Source organism: Streptomyces sp. NPDC034043 (assembly GCF_055575675.1).
The window spans coordinates 231,000-247,761 of sequence record NZ_JBVISF010000009.1; the positions used below are offsets into that span (position 1 = coordinate 231,000).

Annotated in this window: 13 protein-coding genes and 1 tRNA gene; 8 read left to right on the forward strand and 6 right to left on the reverse strand. The window is 72.8% G+C overall.

Going from position 1 to position 16,762, the window contains the following annotated elements; all coding sequences use genetic code 11:
* Positions 1–28: 28 nt before the first annotated feature.
* On the forward strand, positions 29–493 hold the full coding sequence (gene haaN, locus ACZ51S_RS22640; RefSeq protein WP_468803544.1) for a cyclophane-containing RiPP N-acetyltransferase HaaN: 465 nt from the start codon (positions 29–31) through the stop codon (positions 491–493).
* A gap of 361 nt (positions 494–854) precedes the next feature.
* A tRNA-Arg gene (locus tag ACZ51S_RS22645) sits at positions 855–927 on the forward strand.
* 601 nt (positions 928–1,528) lie between these two features.
* Here the strand turns inward: ACZ51S_RS22645 and ACZ51S_RS22650 are convergent.
* The 4 genes from ACZ51S_RS22650 to ACZ51S_RS22665 form a co-directional block, all read right to left on the reverse strand.
* Positions 1,529–1,948 carry a hypothetical protein gene (locus ACZ51S_RS22650; RefSeq protein WP_468886325.1) on the reverse strand — a complete coding sequence of 140 codons (420 nt, stop codon included), beginning with the start codon at positions 1,946–1,948 and terminating at the stop codon, positions 1,529–1,531.
* A 292-nt stretch (positions 1,949–2,240) separates the two neighbouring features.
* Positions 2,241–2,444 (reverse strand): hypothetical protein, encoded by a 204-nt coding sequence (locus ACZ51S_RS22655; RefSeq protein ID WP_388939400.1) that lies wholly within the window; start codon positions 2,442–2,444, stop codon positions 2,241–2,243.
* Positions 2,445–2,555: 111 nt separating this feature from the next.
* Entirely contained in the window at positions 2,556–4,433 is a 1,878-nt protein-coding gene (locus ACZ51S_RS22660) for an MFS transporter (protein ID WP_468803541.1), read from the reverse strand.
* A 79-nt stretch (positions 4,434–4,512) separates the two neighbouring features.
* Complete coding sequence (locus ACZ51S_RS22665; RefSeq protein WP_468803826.1) at positions 4,513–7,485, reverse strand: D-alanyl-D-alanine carboxypeptidase; 2,973 nt, start codon at positions 7,483–7,485, stop codon at positions 4,513–4,515.
* Between the two features lie 185 nt (positions 7,486–7,670).
* On the opposite strand from ACZ51S_RS22665, the gene ACZ51S_RS22670 reads away from it, so the two are divergent.
* The 3 genes from ACZ51S_RS22670 (at position 7,671) to ACZ51S_RS22680 (ending at position 10,122) form a co-directional block, all read left to right on the forward strand.
* Entirely contained in the window at positions 7,671–8,426 is a 756-nt protein-coding gene (locus ACZ51S_RS22670) for a GOLPH3/VPS74 family protein (protein ID WP_468803827.1), read from the forward strand.
* A 375-nt stretch (positions 8,427–8,801) separates the two neighbouring features.
* Positions 8,802–9,686, forward strand: coding sequence for a helix-turn-helix domain-containing protein (locus ACZ51S_RS22675; RefSeq protein WP_388939406.1), 885 nt, complete (start codon positions 8,802–8,804; stop codon positions 9,684–9,686).
* A gap of 223 nt (positions 9,687–9,909) precedes the next feature.
* Positions 9,910–10,122, forward strand: coding sequence for a DUF397 domain-containing protein (locus ACZ51S_RS22680; protein ID WP_388939408.1), 213 nt, complete (start codon positions 9,910–9,912; stop codon positions 10,120–10,122).
* Between the two features lie 117 nt (positions 10,123–10,239).
* Here the strand turns inward: ACZ51S_RS22680 and ACZ51S_RS22685 are convergent, their stop codons facing one another.
* Complete coding sequence (locus tag ACZ51S_RS22685) at positions 10,240–11,094, reverse strand: hypothetical protein (protein ID WP_468479776.1); 855 nt, start codon at positions 11,092–11,094, stop codon at positions 10,240–10,242.
* Positions 11,095–11,223: 129 nt separating this feature from the next.
* Between ACZ51S_RS22685 and ACZ51S_RS22690 the strand changes: the two genes are divergently transcribed.
* Positions 11,224–12,450, forward strand: a complete 1,227-nt coding sequence (locus ACZ51S_RS22690) for an aminotransferase-like domain-containing protein (protein WP_468479777.1) — start codon at positions 11,224–11,226, stop codon at positions 12,448–12,450.
* A 28-nt stretch (positions 12,451–12,478) separates the two neighbouring features.
* Here ACZ51S_RS22690 and ACZ51S_RS22695 read toward each other — a convergent pair whose 3' ends face one another.
* The gene (locus ACZ51S_RS22695) at positions 12,479–14,209 is read right to left on the reverse strand and encodes an AMP-dependent synthetase/ligase (protein WP_468961812.1); all 1,731 of its coding nucleotides are present in this window, start codon (positions 14,207–14,209) and stop codon (positions 12,479–12,481) included.
* A 118-nt stretch (positions 14,210–14,327) separates the two neighbouring features.
* Here ACZ51S_RS22695 and ACZ51S_RS22700 point away from each other — a divergent pair, with 118 nt between their 5' ends.
* Positions 14,328–15,338 (forward strand): AraC family transcriptional regulator, encoded by a 1,011-nt coding sequence (locus tag ACZ51S_RS22700; protein WP_468961814.1) that lies wholly within the window; start codon positions 14,328–14,330, stop codon positions 15,336–15,338.
* Positions 15,339–15,578: 240 nt separating this feature from the next.
* Positions 15,579–16,739 carry a lipase family protein gene (locus ACZ51S_RS22705; RefSeq protein ID WP_468803830.1) on the forward strand — a complete coding sequence of 387 codons (1,161 nt, stop codon included), beginning with the start codon at positions 15,579–15,581 and terminating at the stop codon, positions 16,737–16,739.
* The last annotated feature ends 23 nt before the right edge of the window (positions 16,740–16,762 follow it).

Genomic DNA, 16,762 nt, shown 5'->3' on the forward strand with positions numbered 1-16,762 from the left:
ACCTATGGAAAAGCCACAGGAGATGTCGATGACCGTGACGATCCGCCCCGCCGAAAGGCGCGACACCGCGGCAGTGGCCGATCTGATCGAGGAGATCGAACGGTTCTACGGATCGACCGAGATCCAGCCGTTCGAGGAGCGCCTCTCCCAGGTGGAGGAGGCGCTCTTCGGCTCCCCGCCATTGGCTTCCGCTCTCTTGGTCGAGGACGAGGCGGGTGATCTTGTCGGTCTCGCCGCCTACTCGTTCCTCTGGCCGGCGGCTGGTTCCTCCCACTCTCTCTTCCTGAAGGAGCTCTATGTCCGCGGCACCCTCCGCCGCCAGGGCGTCGGCGCCCGCCTCATGGACGAGCTCCGCGCCCTGGCCTCAGCACGTCCCGGATGCAGCCGGGTCGAGTGGATGACGGACCGCAACAACCCGGACGCGCGTGCCTTCTACAAGTCGTTGGGGTTCGCGGAGTTCGACGGGAAGATCGTCTACCGCGTGGACACCTAATCCGACGTGAGGGCGCGTTTGAGAGCGCGCCCCTCAGATCGACCACGGTCAGCGCGTCCGGCCAGACCGTGCCGTTGAGGGCGTTCGCGATCAGCTGGCGGTTGGCATCGCGACTTGCCCGGTAGTCGGCCGAGGGGAGCCGGAGCCGAGGAGCGCGGCCCCACCGGCAGAGCTCGCCCCGGGCCCCGGGCCTCACCGGGCAGCCGCAAGATCACATCCTCCTAATCCGACAGCAACCTACGGCCCCCACCCGCTACACTGGCGCGGGTGCGCACCCCTGACTGCGCACCGCGCAAGATCCCGGGACGACGTGTCTGGCAACGCGGGGTACACCCCGATTTCCTACACGTTTTTCCACCCCGCCTTCGTAGCTCAGGGGATAGAGCACCGCTCTCCTAAAGCGGGTGTCGCAGGTTCGAATCCTGCCGGGGGCACAAGGGCGAAGACCCTCAGCCGATCACGGCTGGGGGTCTTCGACATCTACGGCTGACATCAACGCCTGGTCCATGTGCATGATCACCTCGCGCTGCGTGTCCTGGACGACATGCGTGTACACGAATCCCGCTTGACCGAGGTTCCGCCACATGCGGAGATCAAGCCCATGGGGTATTCAACCTTTGACCTGCACCTTGCCGCCACACTCGCGGCGACCGCCTCGCCCGTCCAGCACCTTCAGGCCGCTGGTGTGTGCTGCAGTGGTACGTCCGGTGCTCAGAGTGCTTGAAGGAAACCCGGCACGAGAGGCACACGTACGCAGAACGGTGAGGCATGCGGCCACTATCCGCCCACGGCCTCCCGGACCACCACCGGTTTCCTGCCCGCAGGTCGACCGACCCCCTACTGGGAACGTAGGCCGCGCAAGGGCTCGGCTTCCCGACGGCAGCGGGGCCCCGGGGATACCGGTCGGAGGACCGCCACGCCATCCCCGATACCAGTGATAACGAGGACGATTCTTTACACCTTCAAATGCCACCTTTAAACCCCACCAAAACCCGGACGCGCTGCCAAGCGGCGCGGGTGGCTTGGTCCAGGGCGTTATGACCCCGGTTCTTCGCGGACTCCGGTCAGCGGGTCGCGGCCGTGTTCCTCGGCATATTCGCGGCGGCGCGCGGCGGCCTTTGGGGGATTCGCCAGGCAGCAATAGTCCCAGAAGTCGACGAGTACCCGGAACGCCTCGTCCAGGGTGTAGTCACCCTGGACGTGCTCGACGAAGTGGTTCTCCACCCTCACGCCCTGTCGGCTGATGGTGACGGTGTGCGCGTTCCCGTCCAGGTCCTCCGGCGCGAAGACCGCGTTGCCCTTGGCCTCGGTCACCAGGTCAATCGCCTCCAGGACGGACAGCGGTGAGAGCTGGATGTCGGCCGTCACCCACTGTCCCAGGACGCTCAGCTCGGCGGGCCCGGCGAAGTCCGGCACTCCGAAGGCGTCTTGGACGTAGTACTCGGTGCGAATCACCGCCCCATTGTCTTTCACGGCTCCCAGGGCGCGAGCGGCGGCCTCCGCACCCTTCAGCCCGGCGGAATCGGCCGGTGCGGCGCATCCCCCAAAAGGTGTTCACACATGAAACCGAAGAGCATGGGGCGCAGCTCGCCATTCACCCCGTAGCCAGGCTCGAGTTCGAGGTTTACTCCGAGGACATTCCGGAAGCGCTCGTGCATTGAAGTTTTTTCGGTGGCGCGCGAGCGTGGAAAGCCCTCCCGGGGACCGGGAGGGCGGGTTGCGTCCTGGTCGGGGTGGCGGGGGTACGTCAGCTGAGGCCTCTGCTGCGTTCGCCGATGCGGTCACCCTGCGGGGTGCCGGCGCGCTTGAGGTCCGCCTTGGTGTGTGCCCCGCCCTTCACCTTGCTGCGGACCGGGCCCTCGAAGCCGTGGCCCTGGGCCCGCGGTGGCTGGAGTCCTTCCGTCGCCTTCGCGACCGCCGTGCGGACGTCCCGCTTCTGCTCTTTGCTCATCCCGTCGTCAACTCCCTCGGGAAGCACCCAGTCGGACTACTGGGATCGTATGCACATATACGGACGGATGCACCCGGACCGGTGGGCAAAGATTCCGCCGCGCGCACCGGGTCACGGCCCGGGCGGGGTGCCCGGGGTGCGGTGGATCAGTTCCGCCGGGCAGGGCGTGCCGCGCGGGAGCTGGTACTTCGCCGAGACCCGGTACTCGCCCGGCGCCGGGGCCAGGAGCTCCGTCCATACGTCCCCGGCGGCGTCCGGGGCCGCCTTGAAGAGGCACCCGGACGGGTTCTCGTACGCCTTCACGGCCGCCGTCCTCGATCCGGGCGTCTCCCGCGGGGGCTCCACCGCCCGGCCCGTGCCGTCCACCAGCCCCAGCCACGGCGAGTGCGGGATCCGCACCAGCACCCGGCCCGGCGCCGAGACCTCGACCACCAGCTGGTCCGCGCCCGCCCGGACCGTCTTCGCGGGGCCCGACACCAGGTCCGTGGGGGCGTCCACCCGCAGCAGCCGCCAGTTCTGGTCGGCCCACACCTGGCTCAGGTACGGCAGGCCCCCGCGCACGAGCGCCGCCTCGGCCTCCCCGCCCGAGTCGGGCCGGTCGGCGGGCAGCACCACGTAGTGCACGGCCCAGCGGTCCAGCCAGGCCCGGTAGCTCTCGGCGGTGAGGGTGTCGTCGTAGAAGAGCGGGTTGCGCTCCAGGTCGGCCTGCCGGTTCCAGCCGCGCGCGAGGTTCACGTACGAGGGGAAGGCGGAGGACTCCCGGTGGCTGCTGGCGGGGACCACCTCGACCCGGCCGCGGTCGGCGCCCGCCTTCCGGAGCTGGTCGACCAGCGGAGCCAGCTCACGGTTCCAGGCGGCCACCGGGGTGGTGCGGACGATGTCGGTGACGCTGTTGGTGGTGATCCAGGCGGTGAGCACCGCGAAGGCCAGCAGCACCGCGTACCGGTGCCGGGTGCGCCGGGCCGTGTACGGCAGGGCGGCGAGCAGCACCGCTCCCCCGAAGAGCATGACCAGCCGGGTGACGTTCGAGCCGACCTGGGAGTCGACCGCCCAGGTCAGGAACACCCCGAGGGCGTAGACGGCGGCGGCCGCCCGGACCGTCCTCCACGCCTTGGGCACGAGGAGGGCGACGGCCAGCCCGAGGACGAAGGGCAGCGCGGCCGAGCCGATCTTCATCGGCTGCGTCCCCGAGAAGGGGAACAGCCAGGCCGAGAGCCCCACGACCGCCACCGGGGCCAGCCCGAGGGCGTACGCGCCCGGGCGCCGCCGGCTCAGGAACAGGGCGGCCGCGACCACCCCGAGGAAGAGCCCCGCCACCGGGCTGGCGGCGGTGGCCAGCCCCGCCAGCGGCGCGGCGACGGCCGCCTTCGCCCAGCGCCGCTCGGCCCACTTGCGGGGCCAGCAGAAGACGGCGGCGACGGCGCCGAGCGCGAAGAGCGTGCCGAGGCCGAAGGTGACCCGGCCGGAGAGCGCGTTGCACAGCAGCCCGTAGACCCCGGCCAGGGCCGGCCACAGCGGGCGCCGGACGGCGCCTCGGCAGCGGGTGAGGATCAGTGCGAGGAGCCCGGCCGAGGCGGTGCCGGCGATCATCATCGTGGTCCGGACGCCGAGCACGTGCATCACGTACGGGGACACGACGCTGTACGAGACCGGGTGCATCCCCCCGTACCAGGCGAGGTTGTACGCCGTGTCGGGGTGCCGGCCGACGAACTCCGCCCAGGCGTCCTGCGCGGCCAGGTCCCCGCCGCTGTTGGCGAAGCAGAAGAACCAGACCACGTGCAGGACCGCCGCCGTGATGGTGGCCAGGAGGACGGGGTGCCGGTGCGCCCGGCCGAGGGCGCGGGAGGCCATGGACGCGGCGGCGGGCGCGGGCGCAGCTGCGGGCACGGCTGCGGCTGCGGCTGCGGGCACGGCTGCGGGTACGACGGCCCCCGGGCGGGGCTGGTCCGCCCGGCCCGACGGCCCCTGCTGCTGCTCGGCTGTGGTCACGAACGACGCTCCCTCCCGACACGGCTCCCCGGACACGGCGCGGCGCCCCGGGTCCGCCCGGGGCGCCGCGCCCGCCGGATCAGCCGATCCGGGTCAGCTTGCTGCCGAAGCCCGGGGTGTCCAGAGCGCGCTGGAGCGCGACCGGCACCTTGACCTGGCTGGCGCCGTCGCCGACGGTCAGCACGCCGACCTGGGTCCCGGCCTTCGCCGACTCCGGAATGGCGGTGCCGCCGTCGCCGAGCTTGATGTCCACGGTCAGCGAGGACCAGCCGACCGCCTGGACGTCGGCGGTGGCGACGACCGGCGTGTGACCGCCGAGCCCGTCGTCCACGTAGCCCACGACCTGGCCCTTCTTCACGACGGGCGCGCCCTGGACCTCCTTCTGGGTGGCGATCAGGAGCGACCGGCTCGCGGCGATGACGCTGTCGATGATCGGCGGCTTGTGCTGGCCGAGGACCGCGCCGACGAGCAGCTGGTTGGTGTCGCCGACCTTCTTCTGGGCCGCGAAGAGGAGATTTCCGCCGGCCTTGGTCGTCGTACCGGTCTTGATGCCGAGGGAGTCGTGGAACGGGACCAGGCGGTTCCAGTTGGGCCAGGTCTTGCCCGTCTGGTCGGTCCAGCTGGGCATGCGGGTGATGTCGACCAGCGCCGGGATCTCGACGATCTTCAGTCCGAGCTTCACCTGGTCCTCGGCGGTGCTGACCGTGGTGGCGTCCAGGCCCGAGGGGTCGGTGTAGGTGGTGTTGGTCATGCCGAGTTCCTTGGCGGTGTCGTTCATCTTCTTGACGAACGCCTCCTGGGAACCGGAATCCCAGCGCGCGAGCAGCCGGGCGATGTTGTTGGCCGACGGGATCATCAGGGCGGCGATCGCGTCGTACTCCGAGATCTTGTTGCCCTCCCTGACCGTGTTGAGGGTGGACTCGTTGTCCGACTTGTCCTTCTGGCCCTCGACCTCGGCGGTCTTGTCGACGTCGATCATCGCGCCCTTCTCCCCCTTCTTGAAGGGGTGGTCGCGCATGATGATGTACGCCGTCATCGACTTCGTGACGCTGGCGATCGGCACCGGCTTCTGCTCCCCGGAGCTGCCGATCGTGCCGAGGCCCGCGGCGGCCATGGAGGCCTGTCCCTCGGTGGGCCAGGGCAGGCTGGGCGCCCCGCCGGGGAAGGTGTACGTGGCCTTCGCGGTCAGCTTGAGCTTCGGCGCGGGCAGCGGGCGCACCAGCTGCACGACGGCGATCACGATGGCCAGGAGCAGCACGATCGGCGCGTAGATCTTGACCCGCCGGATGACGTTCCGCATCGGGGTGGGCGGCGGGGGCGGGTTGTTGGTGAGGTCCGCCAGCATGTCGAGCGGCGGCCTGGGGGGCAGCGGCTGCTGGGTGGTCCGCTCGCTCGGGTCCAGGCGCGGCGGGGGCGGCGGGGTGGGCCCGGCCGCGGGCTTCCCGGCGGGACCGGACTCGCCCTCGCCGCGCAGCGGTACGAAGGTGCTGACACGGCGGTCGCTCTCGGTGCCGGGCTTCGCCGCGGCGGGCTTCGCGGAGCCGGGCTTCGCGGAGCCGGGGTCCTGGGAGGGCTTTCCGGGCGCGGCCGGGGGCGTGGCGGGCTTCTCGGCGCCCTTGCCGCCGGCGTCCGGCTTCACGACACCGAACGCGGTGGTACGGGCGTCCCCGGACGGCTTCCCGGCGGGCTTGTCCGTGGGCTTGTCAGCGGGCTTGCCGGTCGCCGGCTTCTCGGCGTCGGCGGGGGCCGAGCCGGGCTTCACGGCGCGGAAGACGGCGGTGCGCTCGCTGTCGGAGTCCTCGGGGGGCGTGGCCGGCTTCTCGGCATCGGCGGGGGCCGAGCCGGGCTTGACCGCGCGGAAGACGGCGGTGCGCTCGCTGTCGGCCTCCTTGCCGTCCTCGGCGTCCTTCGCGTCGGCGTTCGGCTTCACCACCCCGAACGCGGTGGTACGGACGTCCCCGGACGGCCTCCCGGCCGGCTTCGCCTCCTTCTCGGCGTCCGCCGACCCCGCGCCGGACTTCGCGTCCTTCTCGGCGCCCTTCGCGTCGGCGTCCGGCTTCACGACACCGAACGCGGTAGTACGGACGTCCCCGGACGGCTTCCCGGCCGGCTTCGCCTCCTTCTCGGCGCCCGCCGAAGCGGAACCCGGCTTCACCGCACGGAACACGGCCGTGCGCTCGGCGTCGGCGTCCTTGCCGTCCGCGGCGCCCTTCGCGTCGGCGTCCGGCTTCACGACACCGAACGCGGTGGTGCGCACGTCCCCGGACGACTTCCCGGCCGGCTTCGCCTCCTTCTCGGCGTCCGCCGAAGCGGAACCCGGCTTCACCGCACGGAACACGGCCGTGCGCTCGGCGTCGGCGTCCTTGCCGTCCGCGGCGCCCGTCGCGTCGGCGTCCGGCTTCACGACACCGAACGCGGTGGTACGGACGTCCCCGGACGGCTTCCCGGCCGGCTTCGCGTCCTTCTCGGCGTCCGCCGAAGCGGAACCCGGCTTCACGGTACGGAAGACGGCGGTGCGCTCGCTGTCGGCGGCGGCCGTACGCGGGTCCCGGGACGGCTTCTCCGCCTCCGCGCCGGCCGGCTCGGCGGACCCGGAACCGGCTTCGCCCGACGGCTTCTCGGCACGCGGACCGGCCTCCGCCGGAGCCGAAGCGGAAGCCGAAGCGGAACGCGGCTTCACGGACTCGGAACGGGACTCGTCCGCCGGCTCCCCGGGATCCGAGCCCGCGTCAGCGCCCGCGTCGGCATCGGCGTCATCCGCGTCCGCGTCCGCGTCCGCCTGACCGGAATCCGGCTCACGGGACGGGGCCTGGCGAACCACGCCCGCCACCGGGGTCTTCGGGTCCACCCGTCCCGGGGACGGCCGCGAGGGGGCGGCGGCTTCGGTCTCCGCGCCCGCGTCCTGCGCCTGTCCGTCCGGCCCGGTCCCGGCGACCCGGGCCGCCGCGGCCGGACGCTTCAGCGGGTCTCGCGGCTGGAAGACCGACAGCCTCGGGTCCTGCTCCCCGGACGCTCCTTCATCTACCGACTTGTCGGGGGACTCGCCCGCCACCGTTCCTCCTCGATCGCTGTCCGGTCACTGTCCGAACCGTCTAACAGTGTCCCGTCTAGGGGGCATCGCCCAACCGCTAGACGAGAACGACATAGCTACTGGTTCCCGCCCAAAGCGTCCAGGCGCTCTCGACAGATGAATGTGAGAGGCGTCACCCTGTCACTCATCCACGCGGGGAGGCATGGATGGGCAGGAGCCGCAGAACAATTCCGGAGGAGCTTCTGCTGCTCGCTTTGGACCCGGCCACGGGTACCACGGCGCAGCCGCAGTCGCTCGACCTCGGCCTGGCCGGGGCACAGCTAGTGGAGCTGGCTCTGGCAGGACGGATAGCCCCTGACGGGGATCGTATCGCCGTGGTGATGCCACGGCCGACAGGAGATCCGACTCTGGACTCCGCACTGGAACTGCTGCGCAGGCGCGGCAGCCCGGTACGGGCCGTCCACTGGATCGGCGGACCCCGGCTGGGGCTCCGCCAGATTTACCTCGCGCACCTGGAGCGCTGCGGCATGGTCCATGCCGTCGCGGGACAGATGTGCGGGGTGCTGCCGACGACTCGCTACCAGGCGACCGACACGGCGATCAGCCGGGAGATCCGTGCCCGGCTCGACAGTGCGATCCGCACCGGCGTACCGCCGGACCCGCGGACCGCGGCGCTCGCCGCACTGGCCCACGCGGTCGGACTCGGCAAGCACCTGTACCCCGGCAACGAGGGGCGGTCGTCCAGGTCCCGGCTGCGGGACCTGATCCGGCACGACCCGATGGGCGGTCTCGTCGCGCACGCCGTGATGGACGTCCAGAACGGTGTGGCCGCACAGCCGCGCCGTGACCGCGCCGTGCAGCCGCAGGCGCAGCCGCAGCCGGCCGTCCGGGCCACGGCGACCGGCGGTGTTCCGCTGCAGCCGCGCCGGACAGGTGCGATGGCCCGCGTGGCCGCGCACTGAGCACGGCCACCGGCGGCACCCGTACGACCGCACCACCCGCACCACCCGCACCACCCGTACGACCCGTACGACCGCATCACCGCATGACGGAACGACCCGCACCACCCGAACCACCCGCGACACCCCTTGATCCCCCAGCGGGGCTCAGATCCACCGGTTCACCGATCCACCGATCCACCGACACCGCGGCCGGAGGTCCCCCAAGACCCGGTCCCGGAGCCGCCCGCGCGGGGTGGCGAGGCCGACGAGACGGCTTCGCCACCCCGCGTGCCGCTTTCCCTCGTTCCCCAGCGCCGTCGCACCCTTCGGTGGCAGTCTGCTGAACACCAGACACTCAGCGAGACAGCGACAGAAGAAGGCGGAGGTGCCGTTCACGTGGCGTCCAATGTCAATCCCACCGTCCGACGCCGCCGACTGGGCATGGAGTTGCGCAAGCTCCGCGAGGACAAGGGCATGACGGCCGAGCAGGTCGCCGAGCGCCTCCTCGTCTCCCAGTCCAAGATCAGCCGTCTGGAGAACGGCCGCCGCTCCATCAGCCAGCGCGACGTCCGCGACCTGTGCGAGGTCTACGAGGTCGAGGACCCCCGCCTGGTGGACTCCCTCATGCAGATGGCGAAGGACTCCCGCCAGCAGGGCTGGTGGCACGCCTTCGGGGACATCCCGTACAGCGTGTACATCGGCCTGGAGACGGACGCGGCCAGCCTGCGCACCTACGAGCCGCAGATGGTCCCGGGCCTGCTCCAGACGCCCGAGTACGCCCAGGCACTGATCCGCGGCGCGCTGCCGGAGACGGCCCCCGCCGATGTGGAGAAGCGCGTCCAGGTGCGCATGCACCGCCAGAAACGGTTGTCCGAGACGGAGAACAACAATCCGGACGTGGGGCCGCTGCGCCTGTGGGCGGTGATCGACGAGGCGGCGCTGCGCCGGCACGTGGGGGATCCGCAGTTGATGGTCCGGCAGCTGGAGTACTTGATAGAGCAGTCCCAGCAGCCGTACATCACGGTGCAGGTGATGCCCTTCACGATGGGCGCCCATCCGGGGGTGAACGGCCAGTACGCGATTCTGGAATTCCCGGACGCCTCGGACTCGACGGTCGTCTACATCGAGGGCGTCACGAGCGATTTGTACCTGGAGAAGGCCAACGACGTTCAGAAATACAGCGTGATGTACGAGCACCTGCGGGCCCAGGCCCTCAACGTCGACCAGACCAGGCAGTTCATCTCCGAGATCATCGAGCAATACGCGGCCAAGGCGAACTGAACGCGAACTGCGCAGAGCGGGAGGAAGCGGACGGAAGTGGTGAGGGGGGCCAGCACGGTACACCGTCGGTCCCCGGCCACAGAAGGCCTGAATGGAATATGCCACCCGGTCGAGTGAATGCCTCCTTCGGCCATCGAGAGCTGCCGGTAGCGTCGATCACGTCGGCCGGGGAAATCCCCGGCCGGCACGCAACCGGAACTACTCGCTGAACCGGAGAAGAAACATGGCTATTCGTCAGGGCGGTACGGAAAACTGGACCAAGTCCTCCTACTCCGGCGGAAACGGCGCCTGCGTCGAGGTCAAGTCGCCCGTCAGCCACGCCGTCGCCGTCCGCGACTCGAAGGTTCAGGACGGTCCGTCCCTCACCTTCGCGCCGGGTTCCTGGACCTCCTTCGTCACCGGTGTGGTCGGCGACGGACCCGGGCGCCTCGCCTGAACGTCTCCACCCCCCACACCGAACACCCCGTACGGAGCCCTCTCGACCGGCCCGCCGTCCTGGCCGAGGGGGCTGGCCGTGCCCGGCACCTCCCCGCCCCGGCCCCCGTCGGCCGCCTCAGCGCAGCTGGTCGACGTACCGGTCGGTCCCCGGCACGGTCGGGACGAACGGCGCCACCAGCTCGACCCGGCCCAGCCCCGACTCCGCGACCTCCGCGTCCAGCCCCCGGAAGCGGTCCCAGCAGGTGCGCGGGTCGGCCTCCAGGAACCACAACAGCGTGAGCCGGGTTCCGATCCCCTCGACCTGCTTGACGTAGGTCATCCGGTCGCCGGGCAGCGGTGTCGGCCGGAAGAGCGTGACCATCGCCGCGGGTGAGCCGTGCAGCCGCCGCGGCAGGGCCCGGGAACGCAGCCACTCCCGCAGCTCCTCCCGCCGTCCGGGCCCGTCGGTGTCGACGACCTGGAGGACGAGCCCGGCGTACGGGTGGTCGAGGGCGTGGTAGTCCCGGGGGCCGGCGGCGCCGTCGCGGTAGACGGTGGCCTCGTGGTCCTGGAAGGCCGTGAAGACGTGGGTGCGGTCCTGGTAGACGCGCCCGTCGCGGTTCAGCCGCTTGTTGATGCCGACGGTCCACTTCATGTGCTCGTCATAGCGGCCCTCGGTCACCCAGTACGTCGAGAGGTAGCAGCCGGCGGTGACGGGCTGGGCGACGGCCGACTTCTCGGGGTACCGCAGCTCCTGGAGCTCGCGGGTGGCCACCCAGCGGCGGCCGGCGTACATCCAGGGCATGGCCATGGCGCCGGCGTAGTAGTGGTCGTCCTCGTACCAGCGGTTGTACGCGTACTCGTGGCCCGGGTGCGGTTCCACCATGGTGATCAGGGCGTGGCCGGGGCGGACCCCGTACGGGCCGACGGCCGCGAGCTCCGCGTAGTCCCCGGCCCGGGTGTCCTCTCGTTCCCGCTCGTCTCTCGTCATGGCACCGGTTTATCTGATGCCACGTCAGTTGTGGAGAGTGCTACCGCTGTTCACCCTCCGGAATGGTAGGTGTGCGCTGCACCTTTCGGCGTTAGGCTGCCGCCACCCGCCACCGAAGGAGCCGCCCCCATGCGCCCGAGCACCGCTGCCGCCGTCACGCCCGACGCCCTGCCCGCCGCCGCTCCGCCCGGCTTCGCCGCCCGCGCGGCCGCCGTGGGCGGTTCGCCCGTGCGCGAGATCCTCGCGCTCACCGAACGCCCCGGGGTGATCTCCTTCGCCGGGGGCCTGCCCGCGCCCGAACTCTTCGACACCGAGGGCCTGAGGGCGGCGTACGACACCGTCCTGACCGGCGCCGGAGCCGCCCGGGCCCTCCAGTACTCCACCACCGAGGGCGCCCCCGAACTGCGCGCGGCCGTCGCCGCCCGGGCCGCCGCCCGGGGCCTGCCCACCTCGGCGCAGGACGTGCTGGTCACCACCGGCTCCCAGCAGGGGCTGACCCTCCTCGCCGCCACCCTCCTGGAGCCCGGCGACACGGTGCTCGTCGAGAACCCCACCTACCTGGCGGCCCTGCAGTGCTTCGGCCTGGCCGGGGCCCGGGTCATACCGGTGCCCTGCGACGGGCAGGGCCTGCTCCCCGACGCCCTCGCCGAGATCACCGCCCGGGAGCGGCCGAAGCTGCTCTACACCATCCCCACCTTCCAGAACCCGACCGGGCGCACCCTGCCCGGGGACCGCCGGGCGGAGGTGGCCCGGATCGCGGCCCGGCTCGGGCTGTGGCTGGTGGAGGACGACCCGTACGGCGAGCTCCGCTACGAGGGCGCCCACGAGCCCTGGATCGCCGCCCACCCGGGCGCCGAGGACCGCACCGCCCTGCTCGGCAGCTTCTCCAAGGTCATGGCCCCGGGGCTGCGCCTGGGCTGGCTGCGCGCGCCCGCCGCCCTGCGCCGCGCGGCGGTGGTCGCCAAGCAGGCGGCGGACCTGCACACCTCGACGGTGGACCAGCTGGCCGCCGCCCACTACCTCGGCGCCCACGACCTCGACGCCCACGTCGCCCGGGTCCGGGACGCCTACCGGGCCCGGCGCGACGCCCTCCTGGCGGGACTCGGCGGGGCGCTCCCGGCGGGCTCGGAGTGGAACCGCCCCGAGGGCGGCATGTTCGTGTGGGCGCGCCTCCCCGAGGGCCGGGACGCGGGGGCCCTGCTGAAGTCCGCGGTCGGGCACGACGTGGCGTACGTCCCCGGCGCCCCCTTCTTCACGGGCACCCCGGACCCGCGCACGCTGCGGCTGTCCTTCACCACGCACACCCCGCGGGAGATCACCGAGGGCCTGGACCGGCTCCGGCTCGCCCTGTCGTAAGCCCTGCCGCCAAGGTCCCGGCCGGCGCCTACCGGGCGGCGTACAGCTCCTCGATCTCGGCGGCGTAGCGCCGGGCCACCTCGGCGCGGCGGGGTTTGAGGGTCGGGGTGAGGGTGCCGGCGCCGACCGAGAGCTCCTCGTCCAGGACGCGGAAGGCGCGGATGCGGGCCGGGCGGGAGACGGTGGCGTTGGCGGCGGCGACGGCCGCGGCCACCAGCTCCCGGACCGCCGGGTGGGCGGCCGGGACCGGGCCGAGGTCGAGGGCTTCGCGGGCCGCCCAGGCGGTGACCTCCTCGGTGTCCAGGGTGATCAGGGCCACCGGGTGGGGGCGCCGGTCGCCGATCAGGACGGCGCGGGAGACGAAGCGGGAGGCGGCCCGCACGGCGAACTCCACCTCGATCGGGGTGATGTTCTTGCCGGCCGAGGTGATGATCAGCTCCTTCTTGCGGCCGGTGATGGTCAGGAAGCCGTCGCCGTCCAGGGCGCCCAGGTCACCGGTGTGCAGCCAGCCGTCCGCGTCGAGGGCCTCGGCGGTGGCGCCGGGGTTGGCGTGGTAGCCGGGGAAGACCATCGGGCCCCGGGCGAGCACCTCCCCGTCCGGGGCGATCCGCACCTCGCAGCCCGCCACCGGCCGGCCCACCGTGCCGTACCGGACGGCGTCCGGGTGGTTGAGGCTGATCACCCCGGCGGACTCGGTCATCCCGTAGCCCTCGAACACCCGGATCCCGCAGGCGCGCAGGAAGTCGAGGGTGGCGGGGGCGATCGGGGCGCCGCCGGTCAGGGCCCAGGTGAGCCGGCCCCCGAAGGCCGCCCGGACGGGGGCGTAGAGGGACTCCTCGGCCGCCTCCCACGCCGGACGCAGTTCCTCCGGCAGGGTGCCGTCCGCCGCCAGGACGCCCAGCCGGACCGCCTCCTCGAAGCGCTCCCGGCCGCCCTCGCGCCCCTCCGCCAGCCCGAGCACCATCGCGTGCACCTTCTCGAACAGCCGGGGCACCGACGGCAGATGCGTCGGCCGCGCCTGGGCCAGCTCGGCGACGACGTCCTCCACCCGGCCCCCGAAGTAGCACAGCTCGCCGCCCTCCAGCAGGGTGGTGAACTGGATCAGCTGCGCCAGCAGGTGCGCCAGCGGCAGGTACAGGTACGTCGAGGAGCCGGGCCCGCCCGGGAGCAGCGGGAGGGTGGCGTCCTGGACGGCCCCGAGGTTGCCGTGCGTGAGCCGGCAGCCCTTGGGCGGGCCCGTAGTGCCCGAGGTGTAGACGATCGCGGCGTCCGCGTCGGGGGTGACCGAGGCGGCCCGAGCGGCGAGTTCGGCCTGCGGTGCCGTGGCCGGGACCTCCTCGTCCATGCGTACGACCGCCCGCAGCGCGGGCAGTACCGGCCGCAGCGCCTCCACCCGGGCGGCCTGGGCGGCGTCCTCGCAGACGGCGGTCACCGCCTCGGAGTCGGACAGCACCCAGGCCAGCTCCTCCTCCCCCGCCGTCGGGTACACGGGCACCAGGACCGCGCCCGCCGCGAGGATGCCGAGGTGGGTGTACGTCCACTCGGGCCGGGTCTCGGCGAGGACCGCCACCCGCTCGCCGGCCCCGACGCCCAGGCCGAGGAGGGCGCGCCCGGTCTCCCGTACGGCCGCGGCGAGTTGGGCGTGGCTGCGGGTTCGCCAGGTGCCGTCCGGTGCGCGGAAGCGGAGCGCCGGGTGCGGCCCGTACCGCTCCTCGGTCCACTGGGTGAACACCGCCAGCGTGCTCGGCCGACCGTCCATGGCATGCCCTCCCGGGGGTAGGTGACCCCCGATGGTGGGCCCGGCCGGGGCCCGCCCGGCATGACCGGAAGCGTCACCCCCGCTGACCGCAGCGCTCATTGGGGTTACCTTCGGAGCCATGAGGAGGCGGACGGTCACCGTGCACCACGTGCGCGCCGTGCTCGCGGGGGCGCGGCGCGCCGGCTGCGACCTGGTGCCGTTGCTCCAGGAGGCGCAGATCCCGCCGCTGCTGCTGGGTGACGACCGGGCGCGGATCACGCCCGCGCAGTTCGCGCGCCTCTTCCGCGCCCTGTACCGGACCACGCAGGACGAGTTCCTCGGGCTGTCGGCCGTCCCGAGCCGGCCGGGCACCTTCGCGATGATGTGCCACGCCTGCCTGGGCTGCCGGGACCTGGGTGCGGCCGTGGAGCGGGCGGCCGTGTTCTACGGGTTGTTCCCCGGCGGGCCGGAGCTGGTGCTGGAGACGGCGGGCGGGCGGGCGCGGTTCGGCGTGCGCAACGATTTCGACGGGGACGAGGAACGCTTCCTCACCGAGTGCGTGCTCGCGATCTGGCACCGGCTCAGCAGCTGGCTCGTCGGACGGCGGATCCCGCTGGTCCACGCCGCCTTCGCTTATCCCCCGCCGCCGCACCACGACGAGTACGACACCCTCTTCGACTGCCCGGTGCGCTTCGGGGCCGGGCGCACCGAGGCCGTCTTCGACGCGCGGTGGCTGACCGCGCCGCTGGTGCGGGACGAAGCCGCGCTCGACGCGATGCTGCGCCGGGCCCCCTTCGACCTGCTGTCGCGCCCGGAGTACGGGACCACGGTCGCCGAGCAGGTACGCCGGACCCTGACGCGGCGGCTGCGCGGCTCGCCCCGGCTGCCCGAGCTCGGGGAGGTGGCGGCGTGCCTGGCGGTGTCCCCGGCGACGCTGCGGCGCCGGCTCCGGCAGGAGGGGACCTCCTTCCAGCAGCTCAAGGACCAGGTGCGGCGGGACGCGGCGATCGCGGGGCTGGCCGAGGGCCGGGAGCCGATCGCGGAACTCGCCGCCCGGCTCGGTTTCTCGGAGGACACCGCCTTCCACCGCGCGTTCCGCCGCTGGACGGGGACGACGCCGGGGGCGTACCGGATCTCCTCGGGCGGGTGACGAGGCGGCGGGGCGGGCGGCGGGGCGCGGGCGGGTGCGGACGGCGGGTGACGGCGGGGCGCGGCGGGTGACACGGCGGCACGGCCGGGCGCGGCGGGCGGGCATCAAGGCGGCGTGCCGGGCCGGGGGTGGGAGGCGCGGTCAGGAAAGGTGAGCTGTCCGGTCAGCGACATGCCGACCGGTCGGTCACTACCTTCGCCTCACCTGCCCCCACCCTCACGCACGTTGGGAGTTCCGCCCATGCGTTTGCGCAGCACCGCCCTGGCCGCCGCGGCCGCACTGACCGCCCTGGCCTTCCCGGCCGTGACCCCCTCCGCCACCGCCGCCGACGGCGGGGCCACCGGCCGCCCCGGCGACATCGTCAGCAGCGCCCCGTCCGCCTTCCACCCGCTGCCCGGCCAGCCGACCGGCACCAGGGCCTGGAAGGTGCACTACCGCTCGACCACCGCCGACGGCGCCCCGAACGTGGTCTCGGGCACCGTCATCGTCCCGCAGGACGGCCGCACCGGCCCGCGCCCCCTGATCACGTACGCCGTCGGGACCGTGGGCATGGGCGACTCCTGCGCGCCGAGCAACAACCTCCCGTACGGCACCGCCATGGAGGCCAACCTGATCCAGCAGTACACCCGGCGCGGCTGGGCCGTGGTCGTCACCGACTACGAGGGCCTCGGCACCCCCGGGGTCCACACCTACACGGTGGGGCCCTCGGCGGGCCACGCCATGCTCGACGCCGCGCGCGCCGCGATCCGGCTGCCCGGGACCGGGCTGACGGCGGACACCCCGGTCGGCATCATGGGCTACTCCCAGGGCGGCCAGGCCAGCAGCTGGGCCGCCGAGCTGCACGGTTCGTACGCGCCGGAGCTGAAGGTGAAGGGCACGGCGACGGGCGGGGTCCCCGCCGACCTGCTGGAGGTGGCCGCCTTCAACGACGGCTCCTTCGGCTCCGGGCTGATCTTCATGGCGGCCGCCGGCCAGGACGCGGCCTTCCCGGAGCTGCGGCTCGACTCGTACCTCAACCCGGCGGGCCGGGCGCTGGTGGCCGGGATGAAGGAGCACTGCGTGGCGGTCGACGCGATCGCCGGCTCCTTCAAGCGGATCTCCGACCTGACCACCCGCGACCCGCTCGCGCAGCCCGACTGGCGGGCCCGCCTGAACCAGAGCCGGCTGGGCGGGAAGGCCCCGGCCGCGCCCGTGCTCCAGTACCACGCGCTCGGCGACGAGCTGATCCCGTACGCGGTGGGGCGGCGGCTGCGCTCCGAGTGGTGCGCGCGGGGCGCGGACGTCCAGTTCGACACCATCGTGCTCGGTGAGCACGTCAGCGGGGTCATCACCCACTCCCCGGCCGTCGGGGACTGGCTGGCGGACCGTTTCGCGGGCCGGGCCACCCGCCCCGACTGCTGAACCGCCCCGACCCGCTGGACCAC

Excerpts from the sequence above, each read along its gene's own strand:
- ACZ51S_RS22680 (WP_388939408.1), top strand. The coding sequence starts at position 9,910 with ATGGCTATTCGTCAGGGCGGTACGGAAAACTGGACCAAGTCCTCCTAC.
- ACZ51S_RS22700 (WP_468961814.1), top strand. The coding sequence starts at position 14,328 with ATGAGGAGGCGGACGGTCACCGTGCACCACGTGCGCGCCGTGCTCGCG.
- ACZ51S_RS22690 (WP_468479777.1), top strand. The coding sequence starts at position 11,224 with ATGCGCCCGAGCACCGCTGCCGCCGTCACGCCCGACGCCCTGCCCGCC.
- ACZ51S_RS22655 (WP_388939400.1), bottom strand. The coding sequence starts at position 2,444 with ATGAGCAAAGAGCAGAAGCGGGACGTCCGCACGGCGGTCGCGAAGGCG.
- ACZ51S_RS22685 (WP_468479776.1), bottom strand. The coding sequence starts at position 11,094 with ATGACGAGAGACGAGCGGGAACGAGAGGACACCCGGGCCGGGGACTAC.
- ACZ51S_RS22695 (WP_468961812.1), bottom strand. The coding sequence starts at position 14,209 with ATGGACGGTCGGCCGAGCACGCTGGCGGTGTTCACCCAGTGGACCGAG.
- ACZ51S_RS22670 (WP_468803827.1), top strand. The coding sequence starts at position 7,671 with ATGGGCAGGAGCCGCAGAACAATTCCGGAGGAGCTTCTGCTGCTCGCT.
- ACZ51S_RS22705 (WP_468803830.1), top strand. The coding sequence starts at position 15,579 with ATGCGTTTGCGCAGCACCGCCCTGGCCGCCGCGGCCGCACTGACCGCC.
- haaN (WP_468803544.1), top strand. The coding sequence starts at position 29 with ATGACCGTGACGATCCGCCCCGCCGAAAGGCGCGACACCGCGGCAGTG.